19 protein-coding genes are annotated in these 22,781 nt (G+C 58.4%); 6 read left to right on the top strand and 13 right to left on the bottom strand.

The window, feature by feature from the left end; translation table 11 throughout:
* Positions 1–25: 25 nt before the first annotated feature.
* Both AGR1_RS14220 and AGR1_RS14215 read left to right on the top strand, forming a co-directional pair.
* The gene (locus AGR1_RS14220; protein ID WP_149147184.1) at positions 26–1,225 is read left to right on the top strand and encodes a divergent polysaccharide deacetylase family protein; all 1,200 of its coding nucleotides are present in this window, start codon (positions 26–28) and stop codon (positions 1,223–1,225) included.
* Between the two features lie 46 nt (positions 1,226–1,271).
* Complete coding sequence (locus tag AGR1_RS14215) at positions 1,272–1,784, top strand: RNA pyrophosphohydrolase (protein WP_080792238.1); 513 nt, start codon at positions 1,272–1,274, stop codon at positions 1,782–1,784.
* Positions 1,785–1,826: 42 nt separating this feature from the next.
* Here the strand turns inward: AGR1_RS14215 and bfr are convergent, their stop codons facing one another.
* The 4 genes from bfr to AGR1_RS14195 all read right to left on the bottom strand — a co-directional run bounded on the left by bfr (position 1,827) and on the right by AGR1_RS14195 (position 4,933).
* Positions 1,827–2,312, bottom strand: coding sequence for a bacterioferritin (gene bfr, locus AGR1_RS14210; protein WP_080792240.1), 486 nt, complete (start codon positions 2,310–2,312; stop codon positions 1,827–1,829).
* Positions 2,278–2,589, bottom strand: a complete 312-nt coding sequence (locus AGR1_RS30155) for a (2Fe-2S)-binding protein (RefSeq protein ID WP_149147183.1) — start codon at positions 2,587–2,589, stop codon at positions 2,278–2,280. The genes bfr and AGR1_RS30155 overlap by 35 nt, the downstream gene beginning before the upstream one ends.
* Before the next feature lie 265 nt (positions 2,590–2,854).
* On the bottom strand, positions 2,855–3,580 hold the full coding sequence (gene phbB, locus AGR1_RS14200; RefSeq protein ID WP_149147182.1) for an acetoacetyl-CoA reductase: 726 nt from the start codon (positions 3,578–3,580) through the stop codon (positions 2,855–2,857).
* Positions 3,581–3,751: 171 nt separating this feature from the next.
* On the bottom strand, positions 3,752–4,933 hold the full coding sequence (locus AGR1_RS14195; RefSeq protein WP_149147181.1) for an acetyl-CoA C-acetyltransferase: 1,182 nt from the start codon (positions 4,931–4,933) through the stop codon (positions 3,752–3,754).
* 243 nt (positions 4,934–5,176) lie between these two features.
* On the opposite strand from AGR1_RS14195, the gene phaR reads away from it, so the two are divergent.
* The gene (gene phaR, locus AGR1_RS14190) at positions 5,177–5,752 is read left to right on the top strand and encodes a polyhydroxyalkanoate synthesis repressor PhaR (RefSeq protein ID WP_003520279.1); all 576 of its coding nucleotides are present in this window, start codon (positions 5,177–5,179) and stop codon (positions 5,750–5,752) included.
* Positions 5,753–5,808: 56 nt separating this feature from the next.
* On the opposite strand, the gene AGR1_RS14185 is transcribed toward phaR, so the two are convergent.
* Entirely contained in the window at positions 5,809–7,185 is a 1,377-nt protein-coding gene (locus AGR1_RS14185; RefSeq protein WP_149147180.1) for an MFS transporter, read from the bottom strand.
* Positions 7,186–7,288: 103 nt separating this feature from the next.
* Positions 7,289–12,049 carry an NAD-glutamate dehydrogenase gene (locus AGR1_RS14180; RefSeq protein ID WP_149147179.1) on the bottom strand — a complete coding sequence of 1,587 codons (4,761 nt, stop codon included), beginning with the start codon at positions 12,047–12,049 and terminating at the stop codon, positions 7,289–7,291.
* Positions 12,050–12,591: 542 nt separating this feature from the next.
* On the opposite strand from AGR1_RS14180, the gene AGR1_RS14175 reads away from it, so the two are divergent.
* Positions 12,592–13,161 (top strand): CarD family transcriptional regulator, encoded by a 570-nt coding sequence (locus tag AGR1_RS14175; RefSeq protein ID WP_004444078.1) that lies wholly within the window; start codon positions 12,592–12,594, stop codon positions 13,159–13,161.
* A gap of 72 nt (positions 13,162–13,233) precedes the next feature.
* On the opposite strand, the gene AGR1_RS14170 is transcribed toward AGR1_RS14175, so the two are convergent.
* A complete protein-coding gene (locus AGR1_RS14170; protein WP_121459730.1) occupies positions 13,234–13,737 on the bottom strand; it encodes a L,D-transpeptidase in 504 nt (167 codons plus the stop codon).
* Between the two features lie 286 nt (positions 13,738–14,023).
* Between AGR1_RS14170 and AGR1_RS14165 the strand changes: the two genes are divergently transcribed.
* On the top strand, positions 14,024–14,707 hold the full coding sequence (locus tag AGR1_RS14165) for a response regulator transcription factor (protein ID WP_080792252.1): 684 nt from the start codon (positions 14,024–14,026) through the stop codon (positions 14,705–14,707).
* A gap of 147 nt (positions 14,708–14,854) precedes the next feature.
* Positions 14,855–15,310 carry a cyclic nucleotide-binding domain-containing protein gene (locus tag AGR1_RS14160; protein WP_149147178.1) on the top strand — a complete coding sequence of 152 codons (456 nt, stop codon included), beginning with the start codon at positions 14,855–14,857 and terminating at the stop codon, positions 15,308–15,310.
* Between the two features lie 20 nt (positions 15,311–15,330).
* On the opposite strand, the gene AGR1_RS14155 is transcribed toward AGR1_RS14160, so the two are convergent.
* From AGR1_RS14155 to tesB, 6 genes are all read right to left on the bottom strand, one after another.
* Positions 15,331–16,134, bottom strand: a complete 804-nt coding sequence (locus AGR1_RS14155; protein WP_080792256.1) for an exodeoxyribonuclease III — start codon at positions 16,132–16,134, stop codon at positions 15,331–15,333.
* 162 nt (positions 16,135–16,296) lie between these two features.
* Positions 16,297–17,022, bottom strand: coding sequence for an outer membrane lipoprotein carrier protein LolA (locus tag AGR1_RS14150; protein ID WP_162927537.1), 726 nt, complete (start codon positions 17,020–17,022; stop codon positions 16,297–16,299).
* Between the two features lie 50 nt (positions 17,023–17,072).
* Entirely contained in the window at positions 17,073–19,739 is a 2,667-nt protein-coding gene (locus AGR1_RS14145) for a DNA translocase FtsK (RefSeq protein WP_187772143.1), read from the bottom strand.
* A gap of 214 nt (positions 19,740–19,953) precedes the next feature.
* Entirely contained in the window at positions 19,954–21,300 is a 1,347-nt protein-coding gene (locus AGR1_RS14140) for an ammonium transporter (RefSeq protein ID WP_121459712.1), read from the bottom strand.
* 29 nt (positions 21,301–21,329) lie between these two features.
* Positions 21,330–21,680: a P-II family nitrogen regulator gene (locus AGR1_RS14135; RefSeq protein ID WP_004444057.1), complete on the bottom strand. Its 351-nt coding sequence runs from the start codon at positions 21,678–21,680 to the stop codon at positions 21,330–21,332.
* Between the two features lie 211 nt (positions 21,681–21,891).
* A complete protein-coding gene (gene tesB, locus AGR1_RS14130) occupies positions 21,892–22,776 on the bottom strand; it encodes an acyl-CoA thioesterase II (RefSeq protein ID WP_149147176.1) in 885 nt (294 codons plus the stop codon).
* Positions 22,777–22,781: the final 5 nt, after the last annotated feature.

Below are 22,781 nucleotides of genomic sequence, written 5' to 3'. Positions count from 1 at the left end.
CCCAACCGTTTGGACGGATCGTTCATTGCCTTCGGACCTGCGAAAACCGCTTCTGGGTCGTCAGAAAAAAAGCGCCGGTATCAACCGGCGCTTTTCCGTCATTGTGGCTTTGTCGGTGCTTGCGGTTTTCTCAGTCGGCGGCTTGTCCGTCTATACGGCGCTTTCGCCCGGCAATTTGCAGAAGACGGCGAGCGGCCCGGAGGAACAACGTCAGCTTGCCGAAAAAACACCAGAAATCGCACCGGCCGATGTAATGGCTCCCGGCGATGCCGCCGGTCTCCAGCCGCAAGGCGGTCGCTCGGGCGCCAAGATCAGTCGCGAGACGATGCCTGATGGCAATGTCGTATCGGTTTACTCTCCCCGCTCGCGTGAGGGTGAAGGGCCGGTGCTGATGAGCGGCCAAACCTATGGCCAGGATCCGCGCATGGCGATGCGACCCAATGAGGAACTGCTGGAAGAAACCGCATTCGGAAAATTACCGGTCATCGGCGCGGACGGTTTGCGGCCGATGGAGCAATATGCACGGCCTTGGTCTGGCGCACGCGGCACCCGGGTGGCGATTGTGGTCGGCGGGCTCGGTCTCAGCCAGACGGGGTCGCAAAAAGCGATCCGCGAGCTGCCGCCGGAGGTGACGCTCGGCTTTGCCGCCAGCGGCAACAGCTTGCAGCGCTGGATGCAGGAAGCGCGCCGACAGGGGCATGAAATCCTTCTGCAGATACCGCTTGAGCCTTTCGGTTATCCAGGCACCAATCCCGGCCCTGACACGCTGCTGGCGGGTGATCCCGCCAAGGTCAACATCGACCGGCTGCATCGCTCCATGGCGAAGATCACCAATTACACCGGCGTCATGAATTATCTCGGCGGGCGTTTCCTTGCCGAGCAGGCGGCGCTGGAGCCTGTCATGCGCGACATTGGCAAGCGTGGCCTGCTGTTTCTGGATGATGGCTCTTCAGCGCAATCGCTGAGTGGCGGTATTGCCAAGGCGATTTCCGCCCCACAGGGTTTTGCCGATATTCTGCTTGATGGCGAAGTCACCGAAGCTGCCATTCTACGCAAGCTGGATGAACTGGAGCGAATTGCACGGCGTAACGGCCAGGCGATCGGCGTAGCTTCGGCTTTTGATGAAAGCGTTGCGGCGATCTCCAAATGGTCGCGTGAGGCTGGCGGGCGCGGCATCGAGATTGTCGGTGTTTCTGCGCTTGTTTCCGGGCAGGCAGGGCAGTAAACCTTGCGTGCGGCCATTTCTGGCACTCAGACAGTGCGGGTTTCCCATGACAATCAAAGCAGAAGATTTGCCTTACCGTCCCTGCGCGGGGATAATGGTTCTCAATGCCGAAGGCCTTGTCTGGGCCGGCCGGCGCATCAAGGAAGGCAATTCTGAATATGACGGCTCACCGCATCTGTGGCAAATGCCGCAGGGCGGCATCGATGATGGTGAGCGGCCTCTGACGGCCGCGATTCGCGAACTCTACGAAGAAACAGGCATGAAAACGGTGAGCCTGCTTGGGGAGGCGAGCGACTGGATTCACTATGACCTGCCACCTGAACTGATCGGTATCGGTCTCAGGGGCAAATATCGCGGGCAGGCGCAGCGCTGGTTTGCGTTCCGCTTCGAAGGCGACGAAAGCGAGATCCAGATCGATCCGCCGCCGACCGGGCATACGGCTGAATTCGACGCATGGGCCTGGAAGCCGATGGAAAGCCTGCCGGAACTCATCGTACCGTTCAAGCGTGCGGTATACGAACAGGTCGTGGCGGAGTTCCGGCACCTTTCCGGTAAATAAAAAAGGCGGCCAAGGCCGCCTTTTCTGTTTTGTCGCCAGTGCTTATTCCGCTTCGTTGGCGGAATCGGCGTTGAGCTGGCCGTATTTTTCCTCGCCGATCTTGCCGAGCAGTTCGAGCTGGGTTTCGAGAAAGTCGATATGGCCTTCCTCGTCGATCAGCAGCGCCTCAAACAGCTTCATGGAGACATAGTCTCCAGCTTCGTGACAGATGTCACGGGACTGCTTATAGGAGGCGCGCGCATCATATTCCCCGGCAAGATCTGCTTCCAGGACTTCCTTCACGTTCTGGCCGATGCGGAGAGGGGCAACCGTCTGAAGATTTGGATGACCTTCGAGGAAAATAATGCGGTCGATGAGCTTGTCGGCGTGCTGCATCTCTTCGATGGATTCAGCGCGTTCTTTCTTTGCGAGCTTGGTGTATCCCCAGTCGTTCAGAAGACGGTAGTGAAGCCAGTACTGATTTACTGCACCGAGTTCGAGAAAAAGCGCCTCGTTAAGCCGCTCGATGACTCTTTTGTCGCCTTTCAATGTCCGCTCTCCTATTCTCTTCGTGGAATCGCTTTAGGCGGAACATAAAATCAAAAACATCGGCCTCCGTCGAGTGGCGACGGTCGTGATATTCTTCTGTGGTTTTGATGATCAGATCGACAACGGAGGGGAAACAGCCGCAGCAGCGACCGCGCTTTTCCATGGCGTGATACACTTTTGCGGGAACGATGAGCTGCCAACAGTCCTCGTCGAGGAGTTCGTTGATGACGTCCTTGATCTCATGATCAGTGATGTAATTGCAGCTGCAAACCAGCATGATGGACTGCCTGTATGACGCAACACGTTGTTTTCGTTCTTAAACCAAAACAGGACAGCAAATGTCAAGAAAAACCTCTCGTTTAGGAACTCGGAATTTTCTAGACTCATTCTAAACTATACGAAAACTATCGTATTTTCATTGGTTTAGGTTTCTTGTCTTTCCGGTGTTTCATCTTCAAGTTTTTGTGCGCAGCAAAACACTGAAGACGGCATCACAAAAAGTTTACTAGCTTCACGCGGACGAGAAGGCCGGATCGACAGCCTCAGGCGAAATATTGTCCGCCATTGGCCGTCATGGTCGAACCGGTGATGAAGCCGGCCTCGTCAGAAACCAGAAACAGAACGCAGCGCGCGATTTCTTCCGGTTCACCCAGCCGTCCTACGGGAATTTGCGGCACGATCCGCTCAGTCAGAACCTTTTCCGGTATCGCTCTTACCATCTCCGTGCCGATGTAGCCGGGGCAGATGGCGTTGACGGTGATGTTACGGCTGGCGCCTTCCTGGGCGAGCGCCTTGGTGAAGCCGATGTCGCCCGCTTTGGAGGCGGAATAATTGGTCTGTCCCGCCTGACCTTTCTGGCCATTGATGGAGGAGATGTTGACGATGCGGCCGAAGCCGCGGTCGCGCATGCCCGGCCATACGGGGTGGGTCATGTTGAACACGCCGGTGAGGTTGGTGTCGATCACCTCGCGCCATTGCTGCGGCGACATTTTATGGAACATCGCATCGCGGGTGATGCCGGCATTGTTGATGAGCACCTCGACGGGACCGAAGGTCTCTTCTACCCTGGCTATGCCATTGACGCAGGCGTCATAGTCGCGCACGTCCCATTGAAAAGCGGGGATGCCGGTTTCTTTCTGGAATGCTTCCGCCCTGTCCGTCGTGAAGGCGTAATTGACGGCCACCCGGTAGCCGGCCGCCTGCAGGGCGCGGGCGATTGCGGCGCCTATGCCGCTCGTCCCGCCGGAAATCAACGCAACCCGGCTCATATCGGCCTCCATGACCTGTCACTGAAGCGCCTGCATATGCGAGGATGCTTCCATATCTTGCAGAACTTGTTCGTCGTGCTCACCGGCCACAGAAATGCGGCCAATGGGAGGCCGCTTCTACCCTATTGCGCGCTGAACCGGAATTGCTTTTTGGCAAGTCGTGAGGCGGTTTCAGAGTGCTTCGATGCACATGGCGACGCCCATGCCGCCGCCGATGCAGAGCGTTGCAAGACCCTTGGACACGTTACGGCGGCGCATTTCGAAAATCAGGGTGTTGAGGACGCGCGCGCCGGAGGCACCGATCGGATGGCCGATGGCAATCGCCCCGCCATTGACGTTGACGATAGCGGGATCAAGGCCAAGTTCGCGCACCACAGCGCAGGACTGGGCCGCAAAGGCTTCGTTGGCTTCCACAAGACCAATATCGCCGATCGACCAGCCGGCCTTGGCCAGCGCCTTGCGGGAGGCGGGAATGGGACCGGTGCCCATGATCTGCGGATCGACACCCGCTGTCGCCCAGGAGGCGATACGGGCGAGCGGCCTGATGCCGCGCTTTCCTGCTTCCTGCTCCGACATCAAAAGCGTGGCGGCGGCGCCATCGTTCAGACCGGAAGCGTTGCCGGCCGTGACCGTCCCTTCCTTGTCGAAGGCGGGGCGCAGCTTGGCCATGGTTTCCAGCGAAGCTCCAGCGCGGATATGCTCATCCGTATCGATGACGATATCGGCTTTACGGCCCTTCACCGTGAAAGTCACGATTTCATCTGCAAAACGGCCGGCGCTTTGCGCGGCTTCGGCCTTGTTTTGCGATGCGACGGCGAACTGGTCCTGCTCATCACGGGAAAGCTGCCATTGACGGGCAATGTTTTCGGCGGTGATGCCCATGTGATAACCGTAAAAGGCGTCGGTCAGGCCGTCTTTCAGCATGGTGTCGATCATCTTGAAATCGCCCATCTTCACACCGCCGCGCAAATGGGCGCAATGGGGCGCCATGGACATGGATTCCTGCCCCCCGGCAATCACAATGTTCGCGTCGCCGGTGGCGATCTGCTGCATGCCGAGGGCCACGGCGCGCAGGCCGGAGCCGCAGAGCTGATTGAGGCCGAAGGCGGTCGCTTCCTGTGGAATGCCGGCTTTCATGGCAGCCTGCCGCGCCGGGTTCTGCCCTTCGCCTGCCGTCAGCACCTGACCGAGAATGACTTCATCGATTTCGTTCGCCGCGACACCGGCGCGCTCCAGCACGGCGCTGATGACGGTCGCCCCGAGCTCATGGGCTGGCGTATTGGCGAAGTGGCCATTGAAAGAGCCGACGGCTGTGCGCGCGGCGCTGGCAATCACGATTGAAGGCAGGGTCATCAGTTTTCTCCTCACTTGCGGGCGGAGACTGGCAAAGCTTTCAATACAAGTCAAATGGCGAAAGTTGCTTTAAAAGATGTTGCTAAATCACGCCGAAATCTTGCGGAAAATTGCTGCGCAAAAAACAAACTGTTGCGATGCACAAAACATTTGTCAGAGGGCTCGTTTTGCGCATACACTTTGCGCCGGGAAGAGCAATATCACCAAAAAACAAGAAAATACCATCATCGCGAGGAGGCGGGCATGGCGAAACACGACGGCGAAACAATCATTAAAAAATACGCCAACCGGCGGCTCTACAATACCGGCACCAGCACCTATGTGACGCTTGATGATCTGGCGCAGATGGTCAAACGCGGCGAGGACTTCAAGGTTCAGGATGCCAAGTCCTCCGAAGACATCACGCATGCGGTGCTGACGCAGATCATCGTCGAACAGGAAGCCAAAACCGGCAATACCTTGCTGCCAACGGCGTTTCTGCGGCAATTGATCTCCTATTACGGCGACCAGATGCAGATGGTCGTGCCGACATTTCTCGAACATTCTATGAAGACCTTCTCCGATCAGCAGAGCCAGATGCAGGAGCATATGGCCAAGGCTTTCGGCGATGGTTCGCTTGCCCGCAATTTTCAGGCGCCGCTACAAATGATGGAAGAGCAGATCCGCCGCAATACGGAACTGTTCCGGCAGGCGATGCAGGGTTTCACACCTTTCGCAATGCCGCAGGCGCCCAAGGAAACCCGCAAGCCGAATGCATCCGAAATCGATGAGCTGAAGGCGCAGTTGCGCGCATTGCAGCAAAAGCTCGATCAGCTTTGATCCTGTCGGGCCGATGACCGGTTTCAGCAAACCGCATCGGCTTTTGCTTCTGGCTCTTAGCCTGCCGTTGTTTCCGGCACGCGCAACAGGAGCAGGAAACCTGCCCCCAGAAATAGGATAAGCGTGGCCATGCCGATATGGGCGGAGCCGCTTATATAGGTTGCTATGGAAAATGACAGTGTCGCCATGAAACTCGTGGCGCGTCCGGAAAGCGCGTAGATGCCGAAATAACGGCCCGCTTCTGCCACGGTGATATTCCGGGCGAGATAAGAGCGGGACGATGCCTGGACGGGGCCGAAGGCGAGGCCGATCAAAACGCCATAGAGCAGATAGGCCTTTTCCGCGCCTGTCGCGAAGATGCCGCCATTGTCCGCCGTGGATAATTGTATCCAGCCAAACAGCGTCGAGGCCTTTTCCGTCGAGACGATTCCGAGCGTGGCGAGCAGCAAAAGCACCAGACTGATAAGGATGGTGATGCGCGAGCCGAGTTTCTGGTCGACGCGCCCGGCGGCAAAGCAGCCGGCGATGGCGACGACATTGAGCAGGATGCCGAAGAGGCCGATTTCCATCGTCGCCCAGCCGAACATGCCGGCGGCGAAGGCTCCGCCCAGAATGAGAACGCCATTGACACCATCCTGATAGAGCATGCGCGCAATCAAAAACCGCAACAGCATGGGGCGGTAGCGCAGTTCTCGCAGCGTGATCTTCAGTTCCCCCAATCCCGAGCGGATTGCGGCGGCAAAGGGCAGACCCTTTTCAGCATCGGGAGTGAGAAGAAACATCGGTAGAATGAAGATGAGATACCAGAGTGCGGCGAGTGGGCCGGTTATTCTGGCGTCCTCGCCGGTTGCGGGATCGAGGCCGAAAAGAGGCGTGATTCCGGCGATGGTCACGCCGGTCTGTGGATTGGCGGCGAGAAGCGTCACTACGGCAATCAGCACCACCATGCCGCCGAGATAACCGAGCCCCCAGGCGAGATTGGAAATGCGCCCGACATTTTGTGGGTTGGTCAGGCGCGGCATCATGGAATCGTTGAAGACGATGGAAAATTCCGCCGCGATGGAAGCGAGGATCATGCAGACGATTGGAAGGATGAGCGGCGAACCGGGCGCGGCAAACCAGAGGAAAAAGAGACTGACAATCTTGATGACGGCAAAAAAGGCGATCCAGGGCTTGCGTGCGCCGGATTGGTCGGCGATGGAGCCGAGGATGGGGGAGAAGAGGGCGATGATGATCGACGACACCGTCGCCATGTTGCTCCATGTCGCCTGCGCCGAAATCGGATCATCGGTGAGCCGTGCGACGAAATAAGGCCCGAAAACGAAGGTCGTGACGACCGTGAAAAACGGCTGCGCCGCCCAGTCGAACATCACCCAGCCCCAGATGCCGCGTTTGGCAACCGCTGTTTCCGCATTTGGGGAAGGGACAGTCATTCATCGTCCTATCGGAAAATCAGGAATAAAATGTGCGATGCAGGCGCATGCGCCTTGTCTGGGGCCATCCGGGGGACCCGGATGGCGTTGTTGAGGCTGCCGATCAGCGTACCTGAACGATATCGCCAAGCAGCCCGGCCGCGACCGTCAGACGGGCAAGGTTGGTATCACCGCTGTCGCTGAGTGCGCCGAGTTCGGAGACGATGCGGTTGACCCGCACGCGATCCGCCGCATACCAAGCCTGAACCGGATCCTTCTCCTTGGCATATTCTGTTAGTGCGGAGATAACAATCCGGCGTCGCGACGAGGAAATCTGGTCCTGGCTGCGCAGGAGAGCCAGGCTCTCATAATGATCCGCCGGGGTGATGCGCTGACTTGCATCCAAGAGGCGCGCGACACGGAAGGTCGAGGAGACGGTGGCATAGCTTTCGGCAGCGCGGGCGAGCGTTGTGCCAGCGCTTTCGGCGATGCGCATGATCTCTGGCACATAGACGAGCAGGGAAAGCGTATCGAGTTCCTCCAGAAGACCGGAAGGAACGCCATCGATTTCCGTCACGCCGAGTTCGCGGCGATACTTCGCCGCTGCCGGCGACAGCGTCTTGATTGCGGTTTTCAGTCGCTCGATTTCGGTCGCCATGTCACCCGCGGCCGCACCTGCGCTCCCGGTTTGCAGGTAAAGCCTGCTCGCGTCGGAGAAAATGCGCGTGATCATGGCATAAAGCCCGTTCTGGACTTCCCCTCCGACCTTGCCGTCCAGCGCGTCGACTTCGCTCCACAGGCGTTTGAGACCGAAACCATCCTCGACGATCACCGCCGCCTTGACGACGTCGGCCGCCAGAAGGCCGCTCGCATCGGCAAGTTTCTGCACAAAGCCCGGGCCGCCGCGATTGACGACGGCATTGGCGAGCGCGGTCGCGACGATTTCGCGATGCAGACGATGCGCCTTGATGTCGTCCGCATAATTCTTCTGCATCTTGGCCGGGAAATAATCGACCAGCAGATGCTGGAGATAGGGTTCGTCCGGAAGCGGGCTTGCCACCAATGCATCGAACAAAGTGAGCTTGGCATAGGAGAGGAGCACGCCAATTTCCGGCCGGGTCAGCGGTTTGCCGGTGGCGTATCTTTCGCTGAATTCGGCATTGTCCGGCAGGGTCTCGACCTTGCGGTTCAGTTGTCCGGTCGCCTCCAGCGCGCTCATCAGGCGGCCGAGTTCTTCGCGGTTGGCGAGCCCCAGCCGCTCCGTCAGCGAAATCGCGAGCGATTGCAGGTAGTTGTTGCGCAGCACCAGCTGCGCCACCTCCGGCGTCATGGAGGCGAGAAGCTGGTTGCGTTTCGGCATCGTCAGGCGACCGCTGTTAACGGCGGAGGCAAGCGCGATCTTGATGTTGACCTCGACGTCTGAGGAGTTCACGCCGGCCGAATTGTCGATCGCGTCGGAATTGCATCGCCCGCCCGAAAGCGCATAGGCGATGCGCCCCTTCTGGGTGATGCCGAGATTGGCGCCTTCTCCTATGACCTTGGCGCGCAGCTCAGTTGCGTTGACGCGGATGGGGTCGTTCGCCCTGTCACCCACCTCGGCATTGGTTTCCACCGCCGCCTTGATGTAGGTGCCGATGCCGCCGAACCACAGAAGATCGGTTGGCGCTTTCAGGATGGCGGTCATGATCTCGAAGGGTGTGGCGACGGATTTATCGAGACCGATGGCGGCCACGGCTTCCGGCGTCAGTGTCACCGATTTTTCGGCACGCGAGATGATCATCGCGCCGGCCGAGAGGGTCGAACGGTCATAATCCTGCCAGCTGGAACGCGGCAGTTCGAAAAGCCGCTTGCGCTCAGTAAAGGATCCGTCGGTATCCGGGTCGGGATCGATGAAGATATCGCGGTGATCGAAGGCGGCGATCAGTCTGATCTTTTCCGAAAGCAGCATGCCGTTGCCGAAAACGTCACCGGACATGTCGCCCACGCCGGCGACGGTGAACGGCGTTGTCTGGATATCGGTGTCCATTTCGCGGAAATGCCGCTTTACCGTTTCCCAGGCGCCGCGCGCGGTGATGCCCATCTTCTTGTGGTCGTAACCGGCGGAACCGCCCGATGCAAAGGCGTCGTCCAGCCAGAAACCGGCCTCACGGGCAAGACCGTTCGCCGTATCGGAGAAGGTTGCCGTTCCCTTGTCGGCGGCGACGACGAAATAGGGGTCGTCACCGTCGAGGCGCAGCGTGTCGGCTGGCGGCACGATGGCATCGTCGACGATATTGTCGGTGATGGACAGCAGGGTGCGGATATAGGTCTTGTAGGCCTCGCGGCCGGCATTGAAGACTTCGTCGCGGGAGCCGCCGGCCGGCAGGTTCTTCGGGAAGAAGCCGCCCTTGGCGCCGACCGGAACGATCACCGCATTCTTGACCTGTTGCGCCTTGACGAGACCGAGCACTTCCGTGCGGTAATCCTGACCGCGATCCGACCAGCGCAGACCGCCGCGCGCGACCTTGCCGAAACGCAGATGCACGCCTTCGACTTCTGTTCCGTAGACGAAGATTTCGCGGAAAGGCCGTGGGTCGGGCAGGCCGTCCAGATGCTTGGGATCGAACTTGAATGCCAGCAGGTCACGCGGCGTGCCATCGGCATTTTTCTGGAAGTAATTGGTGCGCAGCGTCGCGTCGATGGCGTTGACGTAACGCCTGAGCGTGCGGTCCTCATCGAGATTGGGAACGCCGCTCAACGCCGCTTCGATTGCCTTGTGTATTTCGGCGAGTTTCTTCAGCCGCTTCTTTTCGTCGACGGACGGATCGAAGCCGGCCTTGAACAGCGCGAAAATATTGCGGGAAATCGCCGGATACTTATAGAGCGTTTCGGAAATATGCTCCTGTGAATAGACGATACCGGTCTGGCGGAGGTAACGCGCATAGGCGCGCAGCACGGAGACTTCGCGCACGGTCAGGCCGCAGGCGAGGATCAGGCGGTTGAAGTTGTCATTGTCGACCTTGCCGGAGAAGGCGGCGAGGAACGCTTCTTCGAGTTTCTCTCCATAATGCGCCAGATCGAGCGTCGTCCCCTTGCCGACGGACAGTTCCATGTCGTGTAGCACGATGTCACGCTTTTCGCCGTCCGAAACGACGCCGATATCGAAGGTGCGCTCGCTGATAACGTTGAATCCGAGATTTTCGAGCAAGGGCACGCGGCGCGAAAGCGGCAGGTGGCCGTCGCGGTGGAAAATCTTCAGCGACAGCGTGTCGGCTGATTGACCTTCCTGCTGGTAAAATTCGATGCGGACCGGTTCGCCCTTCGCGGCGCCCAGAATATCCGGCATGTCACCGATCGCTTCTTCCGGCGTGAAGGCTTCCTGATAAGCCTGATCGACCTCCAGCACCGGTGCACCCGGCTCGGAGAGGGCGACGAAATGGTCTATCCAGCGCGCCGCAATGTCGCTGACGGCGTCTTCGAGCTTGTCCTGGGCGATGCGCGGCGTCTTGCCTTCCGTGCGGCCGACGATGAAGTGGACGCGGGCGACGGCGCCTTCGGGGAAGGCGGGGTAGTAGGCGGAAATATGCCCGTCATAGACCCTGCTCAGATAGTCTCCGATCTTCTCGCGTACATAGGAATTATACTCCTCGCGCGGAACGAAGATGATGGCCGAAACGAAACGGTCGAAACGGTCGATACGTGCAAGCACGCGCACGCGCGGCCGGTCGCTCAATTCCATAATCTGCTCGACGAAGCGGATCAGAAGATCGGTCTCGATCTGGAAGAGATCGTCACGCGGATAGGCTTCGAGCGTATTCTGCAGAATACGTCCCGAATGGCTGTTCGGATCGAAGCCGAAATGCCGCTCGACTTCCGCGACCTTGGCGCGCAGCAGCGGTATCTGCTTGACCGAGCGCGTATAGGCGGTGGCGGTGAAGAGGCCCACGATGCGCAGTTCGCCGATGACATTGCCGTCCTCGTCGAAGCGCTTGATGCCGATATAGTCCATATAGGCGCGACGATGCACGATGGACTTCACGTTGGCCTTGGTGACGATGAGGAAATCCGGGCCGTCGAGGAAGGCGAGGATTTCCGGCGTCGTCGTCACGGCGTTCTTGCCGAGGCGCAGCACGCGTACATCCGGATCGCTGAGGCTGCCGAGACCGACGCCGTCACCGCGCTCGATCTTCGCGTTCTTTCCCTTGCCGGAATAAGTGTAGTCACGCATGCCGAGAAAGGTGAAATTGTCGTTGCGAAGCCAGTTGAGGAACTCGACGGCTTCCGCACGCTCGGTCTTGCGCCGTGACGAACCGCGCTTGGACAATTCATCCAGCGCCTCATCGAGTTTCGCCAGCATCGGCCGCCAGTCGCGATAGGCGAACTGGACTTGCGTCAGCACGAAACGCAGCCTTTCTTCCAGCGCCGCTGCGGCCTGCGCTGTGAGTGGGGCGATATGCAGCTGGATGAGGCTGACGTTTTCAGCGGGATCATCCTCGGGTTCCGCAAGACGATAGCCCGCCTGCGCGCTTTCGTCGCGTACCAGTATCGGATGCACCGCGAGGTAAAGACCTCGATAGGTGCTGGTGACCTCGCCCATGACAGAATCGTACAGGAAAGGCATATTGCGACCGATAATGGTCAGGACCGTTACCGGAATATCCCGCGGTGAAACGCCCTCCACCTGGGAAATGCTGATATGAGGAGCGTCTCCGGTCCAGTGCGAAAGCGCCTCGAAACTGTGAGCGGCGCTCGCAGCCAGCATCTCTGCGGAATAATATTCTATATCGTCGGTACTTGCCCTTCCATAAAGAATGCCTGGATCAAGAAATTGGACATTTTCGGCAATTGCCTGCTGGCGCGCTTTTTCGATCTGTTTTTCGCGTTTTGGATTGTTTCTGTAGCCCATTTGACGTGGATTCCTCCAAAAATCACACTTTAATATAAAAAAGCATCGCCAATTTGCGGATTTTGCCTTTTCAGTCGAATCGGATATTGGCGTGGAATTACGAAGAGTTTAAGAGGCTATCGTGTTTCTTTATCCGGTAAGTGAAATTTTTTTGCTTCTTTTATCGTAAGGCTCGGTTTAGAAGCAGACGACAGTATTTTTGCGGCTAATTTTTAGGCGGTTCTCGGGCCGCCATGTGATGTTGCGGCCACGGTTGAAGCAAATTATTGATTTGCACCTATTTTTGTGGTACACCAACGACACTGATCCACAGCGTGGCATTTGTGTGCCCAAAAACACCACGAAAGCAACACCTCTTTTGCACGCGGTTTCCGTGACATATCGAGCGTTTACGTTATCGAACCCCGCAAGACGGGTAGGTGTGTTTTTGCGTGCACGGCTGGACCAGTGCGGAGTCACCTGACGGTTCCCCCCGTCTCATCAGGGCCTGACCGACCCAACCCCGGCATCCCCGGGTATGTAACAGGGAGTTTTTAGAACGAATGACGACCCAGCAGAAGAAATCTCCAGCACATCACGGCTTTAAAACCGGTGAAGCGATTGTGTATCCCGCTCATGGTGTCGGTACCATTTCTGCCATCGAGGAACAAGAAGTCGCCGGCATGAAGCTTGAGCTTTTTGTCATTGATTTCGAAAAAGACAAGATGCGTCTTAAAGTTCCCGTCGCCAAAGCCGTCAGCATCGGCATGCGCAAGCTTTCCGAAGGCGATTTTGTCGAGCGGGCGCTGAAAGTGGTGCAGGGCAAGGCGCGTGTGAAGCGTACCATGTGGTCGCGCCGCGCGCAGGAATATGATGCGAAGATCAATTCCGGCGATCTCATCGCGATTGCGGAAGTTGTGCGCGATCTCTACCGTGCGGAAAACCAGCCTGAGCAGTCTTATTCCGAGCGTCAGCTTTATGAAGCTGCTCTCGACCGCATGGCGCGCGAAATCGCCGCCGTCAACAAGATGTCCGAAACCGAGGCTGTTCGCCTCGTGGAAGTGAACCTTGCCAAGGGGCCCAAGCGTGGCAAGGCCGTCGAAGAGGACGATTCTCAGGACGAAGCCGCTTAACAACCGGCTTTTTCCCTCTAAAAAAACCCGCCTTGACGGCGGGTTTTTTGTTGCCCGGTTGCGGTCTGAAATTCACAGGATGCGGATTTTCGTGCCTTTGCGCAGATGCGGCAGGATGCGCCGCATGTCACGGGGATGGAGGGCGACACAGCCTGCGGTCGGCTCATATCCCGGTCTGATAAGATGCATGAAGATCGCCGAACCGCGGTTGCGGCTTCTCGAGGTGATGTTCCAATCGAGTACCAGGCAGACGTCGTAGAGGTTGTCCTTCCGCATCATCTCTTCATGGCTCGGGGCGAAGGGCGCCTTGACCAGCCTGTTGTAATTGGGACTACGGGGCTCGTCGCACCACAGCATGGACTTGCGTGTTCGCTGCATCGGAAGTGTCGTGGCGATGCCGGGAAGGCGGTCGCCGCGATAAAACCCGTGCATCAGGCCGATGGTGGCGATGGGAGACTTTCCGTCTCCTTCGCGTTTCAATGCGGTGCGGCCGTTGCGGCCGATCGCCGCGGGAAAGTTGAGGTGCCCGAGTTGGACTATGGCGCGACTGATTTTCGAGGGGGCCGGCCGAACCATGAGCGTCGATGCGCGTTTACTTTGTCTTACGGGCTGTTTGCTCATGTTTTTCACGAGATTTTGCTTTGCAGGTTATTTAACGTGAAGTCATAGCACTTCGTTATATCGTGGCAATGGGTTGACCTTTCATCGGCAAACCGCTGAATTGGCTGATAATTAGAGCGCCGGGCGTCTTTTGGGATGTATAAGGGACGCTCTAACTCTTTTAAACTACGCATCGTGCTTCTCGAAAATCGAGCCTGATTTTTGGGCCGATGCGCTAAAGTAAGAAAGGCTGAGAATCCGAATGACGGCTCGCACTATCCTTCTGGTGGACGATGACGACGATCTTCGGGAGACGCTGACTGAGCAATTGTCTCCTTATGAGGAATTCTCGCTGCTCAACGGCGCCAATGCCGCACAGGCCATGCAGACCGCCAAGACCGCCCAGGTCGATCTTCTGATCATGGATGTCGGCCTTCCGGACATGGACGGCCGCGAGGCGGTAAAGCTGTTGCGCAAGGGCGGCTTCAAGGCGCCGATCATCATGCTGACCGGGCACGATACCGATTCCGATACCATTCTTGGGTTGGAAGCCGGGGCGAATGACTATGTGACGAAACCCTTCCGTTTCGCTGTGCTTCTGGCCCGTATCCGGGCGCAACTACGTCAATACGAACAGAGCGAGGACGCGGTTTTCACCGTCGGTCCCTATCAGTTCAAGCCCAGCCAGAAGCTGTTGACGACGGAGGACGGCAAGAAAATCCGGCTGACGGAAAAGGAAGCGGCGATCATCCGTTATCTATACCGCGCCGGCAGCACCGTCGTTACCCGCGACGTCCTGCTGGAAGAGGTGTGGGGTTACAATTCCGGGGTGACAACGCACACGCTGGAAACACACGTCTATCGTCTGCGCCAGAAGATCGAACGCGACCCGTCGAACGCTGAAATTCTGGTTACCGAGAACGGCGGATACAAGATCGTTCCCTGAGTAGCGGCCTCTTTGCACCTTTCATATGTCCAAAGCTCATGCTGCGCGTCCGAAAAGGCGCGCGGCGTTCTAATAGCTTGTATTTTGAGGACCGATATTGGAAAACCGCTATAGTGGTGCAGGCGTTTTTCCGGAGTAACGATCGACATGGCCTTGACCGACGATATCATTCTGCTGGGGCAAGTGCCGTTATTTGCGGGGTTCAGCGATGACCAGCTGCGGCTTGTCGCCTTCGGTGCGGAGCGCCGCCGTGTATCGGCCGGGCAGACATTGTTCCGGGAGCACTCACCGGCCGAATGCGCCTTTGCGGTGACGGCTGGCCATTTCGAGCTTTTCACGGCAGGGCGGGATGGCAAGCCCGTGTTGCAGGCGACGCCGGGCAAGGGGGCGCTGCTTTCGGAGCTGGCGCTTTTCACGCTCTGCGAACGGAAGTTCACTGCCGTGGCAGTGGAGGATTCCGAAGTCATCCGCATAACGCGCATCCTCTTCCACCGGCTGGTGGAGGAATTTCCGGAGGTTGCCGATATAGTCTCGGCGCGTATTCGCGACAATATCGCGTTGCTTGCGGCGGGTGCTGCCCGTTTGCAGAACCGCTTCGCCTGACGCCGGACAATTCCGCCTGTTCAGAACCGGAAATGGGCGGTGACGGGAACATGGTCGGATGGCCGGTTCCAGCCGCGGGCCTCGCGCAATATATCAATTTTTTCGAGCGAGGAACCGAGGTCCTGCGAAGACCAGATATGGTCGAGGCGGCGGCCGCGATCAGCCGCTTCCCAGTCCTTGGCGCGGTAGCTCCACCACGTATAGATCTTTTCCGTCTCCGGCACATTCAGGCGCATCAGATCGAGCCAGTTGCCCTTCCTCATGATATCCAGCATGCCTTCGGTTTCGACGGGTGTATGGCTGACGATCTTCAAAAGCTGCTTGTGCGACCAGACGTCATTTTCGAGCGGCGCGATGTTGAGGTCGCCGACGAGAATGGAGGAGGTGCCGGGCACGCCATCGGCGCGCAGTGCCTTCATTTCCTCGATGAAATCGAGCTTGTGGCCGAATTTCGGGTTGATCGACCGATCCGGCTCGTCGCCGCCAGCCGGAACGTAGAAATTATGCAGCCGCACGCGACGCGATCCGACCTCAAAAATTGCGGAAATGTGGCGTGCGTCGCCGATACCGCAATAGTCCTGTCGGTGATCTTCAGTCAGCGGAATCCTCGAGGCGATGGCGACACCGTGATAGCCCTTCTGGCCATGGATGATGACATGCTCATAACCGAGCGCCTTCAGCGGCTTCATCGGAAACTCGCCATTCGGGCATTTCGTTTCCTGCAGGCAGAGAATGTCCGGTTTGTAGCGTACCAGAAACTGCTCAACGATCGGCATTCTGAGCCTGACCGAGTTGATGTTCCAGGTGGTTATCGAAAACGACATGCATCCGCTCCGCTTTTATTGCCGCAAACCGCACGGTTCGGGACAAGTTTCCGGGGCGCAGGCTTATAACATCGCGACGAAAACGGGAATGTATTTTAGCGGTAAAATGAAAAAGGCGACCGCAGGGCCGCCTCTCGAAAAATTTCCACCGGCTTTTATGTGTCAGCCGCCTCTGCGGACTTCCTCGTAATTGATGCTGAAGACACGCTCATCAAGGTTCACGCCGGTCTGGACGTTGAAGATCATGACGGTCGTGTCCTTGTTCTGGGCGTCGGTCGTGGTCCATTGCCTCAGATCGAAGGTCTTCGGATCGAACATCAGGGTAATGGTGGAATCGCCGAAGACGCTCTTGTCGCCCAGTACGATGGTGGTCAGGTCGGATTCTTCCTTCACGTTCCGGACCTTCTGGTTACTGAGATCGATCTTGTCGGAAAGAAGCAGGCTGAGGGGCGTTTTGGAAAGCGGATAAAGGTCCCACGTCTTCAGCTTCATATTGCCGATGACGACGTTCTTGCCGTCGGAGATGACACGCATGGGCGAGGGGTCTTCATAATTGAAGCGGAGTTTGCCGGGGCGTTCGATGTAGAATTTTCCGCCGGTCTGTTCCCCACGCGGGCCGAACTGGACGAATTCCCCCATCATGGTTTTGACCGACGAGAAGTGATTGGCGATTTTCTGCGCTGTCGCGGTATTGCCGGCCGCCTGGGCGAAAGCGTCAAGCGGAGAAAGGCTGGCCATGATTGCGGCCATGGAAAATGCCGTCAGGACGCCACGACGCGTCACGCCGTTTTGCGGTGTGTTTGCGTTGGCCGTTTCGCCGGTGGTGAGGTCGTTCATTCTATTCTCCTTCATCGCGGCGATTGTCCGCATAAAAGGCGGCGGCTTCATGACGTTGAAAGCGTGTAACAACGCTTCTTCGCCCCGCTTGGTTGCGGACATTACCGCTCGATGATGTCTGCTTCCGTTGGCACGAGGATTTCGCGTTTTCCAGCGTGGTTGGCGGGGCCGATGATGCCTTCCTGCTCCATGCGCTCAATCAGCGAGGCGGCGCGGTTGTAACCGATGCCAAGGCGCCGCTGCACGTAGGAGGTGGAGGCTTTGCCATCTCGAAGCACGACGGCCACGGCCTGATCGTATGGGTCTTCGGAATCGGAGAAATTGCCGGTGCCGGCCGGGCCGCCGCCATTGCCTTCCTCGTCATCCTCCTCGGTAATCGCTTCCAGATATTCCGGTGCGCCCTGCGTCTTCAGATAGGCGACGATCTCTTCCACCTCGTTATCGGAAACGAAGGGACCGTGTACGCGCTGGATGCGCCCGCCGCCTGCCATATAGAGCATGTCGCCCATGCCGAGCAGCTGTTCGGCGCCCTGCTCTCCAAGGATGGTGCGGCTGTCAATCTTCGACGTCACCTGGAAGGAGATGCGGGTTGGGAAGTTTGCCTTGATCGTGCCGGTGATGACGTCGACGGAGGGGCGCTGGGTTGCCATAATAACATGGATGCCGGCGGCGCGCGCCATTTGCGCCAGGCGCTGCACCGCGCCTTCGATGTCCTTGCCGGCGACCATCATAAGGTCGGCCATCTCGTCGATGATGACGACGATGTAGGGCAGGGGCTTCAGATCGAATTCTTCCGTCTCGTAGATTGCCTCGCCGGTCTGGCGGTCGAAGCCGGTCTGCACCGTGCGAGTGAGGATTTCGCCCTTGTCGAGCGCCTGCTGTACGCGGCTGTTGAAGCCGTCGATATTGCGCACGCCGATCTTCGACATCTTCTTGTAGCGCTCTTCCATCTCGCGCACCGTCCACTTCAGCGCCACGACGGCCTTTTTCGGATCGGTAACGACGGGAGAGAGCAGATGCGGAATGCCGTCATAGATCGACAGTTCGAGCATTTTCGGGTCGATCATGATCAGGCGGCACTGTTCCGGCGACATGCGGTAAAGCAGCGACAGGATCATGGTGTTGATGGCGACCGACTTGCCCGAACCGGTGGTGCCGGCGACGAGCAGATGCGGCATCTTGGCAAGATCAGCGATGACGGGTTCACCGCCGATGGTCTTGCCGAGCGCCATGGCGAGTTTGGCCTTGCTGTTTTCGAAATCGCGGCTGCCGATCAGTTCGCGCAGGAACACGGTTTCGCGCGTCTGGTTCGGCAGTTCTATGCCGATGGCGTTGCGGCCGGGAACGACGGCGACACGGGCGGCAATCGCGCTCATGGAGCGGGCAATGTCATCGGCAAGACCGATGACGCGCGAGGATTTGATGCCGGGCGCCGGTTCCAGTTCGTAAAGCGTGACGACCGGGCCGGGGCGGACATGGATGATTTCGCCCTTGACCCCGAAATCCTCGAGAACGCCTTCCAGAAGGCGGGCGTTCTGTTCCAGCACTTCCTCGCTCAGCATATTGTCGCGCACGACATTTTTCGGCTCCGCCAGAAGGTGAACGGTTGGCAGCTGGAAACCGTCGGCGGCGATGAAGGAGGCTTGGGCTTCGCGCGCCACGCGTTCGCTGGGTTTCGGGCGTGCGGAAGGGGCGGTTATTCTGGTCTGCCCGCGTCCAGGTGCCTGTCTGGCGGTGAATTTCTGGTCGGTTTCGTCGTCGGAGAGAATGCCGTCCGGTAGCCGGCGTCCATCCGCGTCGAAGGGTTGTTCGTCATCCATGTCCTCGTCATGATTGAGCGCGATGGAGGGAGGTGACATCTGGCGACGCGATGCGGCGCGTTCTTCGAAAGACGGTTCTGCGCGCTGGTCGAGGCGGTTGATCGCGGTCTTGAGGCGTGAGGGTTCGTTCAGCGTGCTGAATTCATATTCGTTGAAGTCATAAGGATGCTCGAATTCATCGTTCAGGGATCTAGACTTCAAACCGAACAGGCGGCGGAAGCGCGCCTGGGTGATATACCAGTAGTGCGCCAGCGCGCCGAAGGCGAGCATATTGGCGAAGAACCCCTCGCCGTCGTCTTCGTCATCTTCCTCGGCCTCACGGGCTGCGCGGGCCTTGCTGGTGGCGACGGGAGCCGCTTCTTCGCGTTCCAGCTCGTCATCCAGACCGCCAACGACACCGGCGGCAAAAAGCATCAACCATGCGGCGGGCGCCGCAAATATGACACCCAGTACCGTGGCGATCGTGCCGGTGGGGTAAGCACCGATGAAAAGGGCGGGAAAACGCAGGATCATGTCACCGATGACGCCGCCTATGCCGTTCGGCAGCGGCCATGTCACGGGGGCCGGAAAGCAGCCGAGCGAGGCGGCGCAGACGATGGCGCCTGCGACCCAGGATACGAGGCGAGCGGGTATGCGGTGGAATTTGTGGCCGGCGATAAGCGCGATCGCCCAGGCGATGACGGGCAGGAGCGAGATGATTGCGGAAAGCCCGAGGAACTGCATCACGATATCGGCGAAAATCGCACCGCCATAGCCCAGAAGATTGGTGGGCTGGTTTCCTGTCGCATAGGAAAGGCTCGGATCCGCGACATTCCATGTCGCGAGCGCTGCGATGCCCAGTGCAATCGTGGCCAACAGAGCGAAACCGGCGAGAGCCATGATCTGACGCACGAAAAACGCCGTCAACACGAAGCGCGTGTGACGACCATCGAATGTCGGAGAATGCATTCTGCCCATGTCCCTGAACCCGTCGTTTTATGGTTTCGGCAAGATCCGGCAGGAGACCTGATCCCGGATTGACAGGGAAAACTAACCGCTTGCTGGTTAATGCCGTGTTAACCATGCGGTTTTTTGAGGCGCTTCGGCTTTACGGCAAAGAAAAAGGCCCGCCGGAGCGGGCCTTCTTTTGGGAGAGGGGATGGAGAACCCCTTTTCCCGGATATCAGGAGTGGTAGGCGGCTTCGCCGTGGGTTGCAAGGTCGAGACCTTCGCGTTCGGCTTCGACCGGAACCCGCAGACCAACGATCACGTCGACAATTTTGTAGAGGATCGCGGAGACGATGGCGCACCAGACGATGGTGATGGCGACGGCGACGAACTGCGTCCAGAGCTGCGAGGCGATGGAGAAGTCTTCCTTGCCCGTGCCGCCAAGCAGCGGCGAGGTGAAGATGCCGGTGCCGAGAGCGCCGATGATGCCGCCAATGCCATGGACGCCAAAGACGTCGGCAGTGTCGTCATAACCGAACTTGTTCTTCACCACGGAGACGAAGAAGTAGCAGATCGGCGAGACGATGAGGCCGAGAACGATGGCGCCCATCGGGCCGACGGAGCCGGCGGCGGGGGTGACGGCGACGAGGCCGGCGATCATGCCCGAAGCGGCGCCCAGCATGGAGGCCTTGCCGCGGGTGAAGCTTTCAACCAGCGACCAGGAAACGATGGCGGCCGCAGTTGCGAGGAAGGTGTTCATGGTTGCGAGAACCGCACCGCCCGATGCTTCGAGGTTGGAACCGGCGTTGAAGCCGAACCAGCCGAACCACAGCATGGCTGCACCGACGAGAGTGAGCGTCATGGAGTGGGGGGCCATCATGTCCTTGCCGAAGCCAGTGCGCTTGCCGACCATGATCGCGCCGATCAGGCCTGCGATACCGGCATTGATGTGAACAACGGTGCCGCCGGCGAAGTCGAGAGCACCCATACCGAAGATCAGGCCGTTTGCGTCCCATACCATGTGAGCGATCGGGAAATAAACGAAGGTGGCCCACAGGATGGTGAACAGAATGACGGCGGAGAACTTCACGCGTTCTGCAAAGGCGCCGACGATCAGCGCCGGCGTGATGGCCGCAAAGGTCATCTGGAAGGCGATGAAGGTGTATTCGTAGATCACCACGCCTTCGGAGAAGGTCGCGGACGTGCTGTCAAGCGAAACGCCCGACAGGAACAGCTTGCCGAAGCCGCCGAAATAGGGGCCGGTGCCGCCGCCAAAGGCGAAGGAGTAACCGTAGATGACCCAGACGAGCATCATGACTGCGCCGACAACCGTGCACTGCATGAGAACGGAGAGCATGTTCTTGGTGCGGACGAGGCCGCCGTAAAACAGGGCCAGACCCGGAATGATCATGAAAAGCACGAGGATCGTCGCGACATACATGAATGCGGTGTCGGCTTTTTCCGGAACGGGTGCTGCGGCTGCTGCCGGCGCGGCGTCCTGGGCGAAGGCGATGGCCGGAGCCATCAGGGCCGCCGCTGCGGCGCCCAGCTTGCCGAGCGTCAAAAACTTGTTGAGTTGCATAGCTAGAAAACTCCCCTGTCAGCCGTGCTTCAAAGCGCTTCTGTGTTGGTTTCGCCGGTACGGATGCGCACGGCCTGTTCGATAGAGTAAACGAAGATCTTGCCGTCACCGATCTGCCCGGTCTTTGCCGCAGACGCGATCGCCTCAACGGCCTTGTCGACGACGTCGGATGGAACTGCGATCTCGATCTTCAGCTTGGGAAGGAAGCTCACCGCATATTCCGTGCCGCGATAAATCTCGGTATGCCCCTTCTGGCGTCCGTAACCCTTTACCTCGGTCACGGTCAGGCCCTGGATGCCGACGCCGGTGAGCGCTTCGCGCACTTCATCCAGCTTGAACGGCTTGATAATGGCCATCACAATTTTCATCTGGTTTCCCATCCTTTGTTTGTCCTCGGCACGGAGCCGACTCTCCTGCCGCTGGCAGATCAGTAACAGCGACTGCGGACATACATTCAAAGGGCGTGCCAGTTTTGAGTGTGTATCTAACCTATTGAAATATAAAACTTATATGAAAGACGTCTGAAAAAGGAGCATTTGTCGCCAAAATTTGCGTCTATTAAATGTGCGATTTTAGAAAAAAGCACATTATTTAATCATTTGCCCTTTTGCGGATCAAACCCTCCTGCGCCACGGAGGCGACCAGTTCACCCTGTCTGGTGAAAATATTGCCACGGGTCAAACCGCGTGCGCCGGAAGCGCTGGGGCTGTCCTGTGTGTAAAGCAGCCAGTCGTCCAGACGGCAGGGGCGATGGAACCACATGGCGTGATCGAGGCTAGCCACCTGAATGGAGGGATCGAAGATCGTTGTTCCATGGGCGTAGAGCGAGGTGTCGAGCAGGGTCATATCCGAGAGATAAGCGAGAATGGCCGACTGCAGACGCGGATCATCCGGCACGTCGCCGACGGTGCGGACCCAGATATCCTGCTGCGGTTCCAGCTTTTCTTTCGAGATATAGTGGGTCAGCGAAACCGGCCTTATCTCGATCGGCCGCTTGTTGCTCCAGTATTTGCGAATTGAAGCGGGCGCCTTGGCGAGGAAGGCCGCCTGCATCTGCTCTTCGCTCATCAGCTTTTCGGGCGGCGTTACATCCGGCATCTCGATCTGATGGTCGAAACCATCCTCGAAAATCTGAAACGACGCCGACATGGAAAAAATGGCTTTGCCATGCTGAATGGCGACCACGCGGCGTGTGCAGAAGCTCGCGCCGTCGCGGATGCGTTCCACCTGGTAGACGATAGGCACCAGCGGATCGCCGGGACGCATGAAATAGGCATGCAGCGAATGCACGAAACGGTCGTCATCCACGGTCCTTTGCGCGGCAATCAGTGCCTGCGCGATGACCTGGCCGCCAAAAACCCGCTGCCAGCCGATCTGCGGGCTTTCGCCCCTAAACAGGTTCTCTTCCAGCTTCTCAAGATCGAGTGTGGCGATGAGATTTGCTATCGGATCTGACGTTTGCGAGGGATGCGACATTTTTT

It is taken from the genome of Agrobacterium sp. B1(2019), from assembly GCF_008274755.1.
Taxonomy (GTDB): Bacteria; Pseudomonadota; Alphaproteobacteria; order Rhizobiales; family Rhizobiaceae; genus Agrobacterium; species Agrobacterium salinitolerans.
The sequence above is the reverse complement of the archived record's forward strand: the minus strand, read 5'-3'. Positions and strand labels throughout refer to the sequence as shown.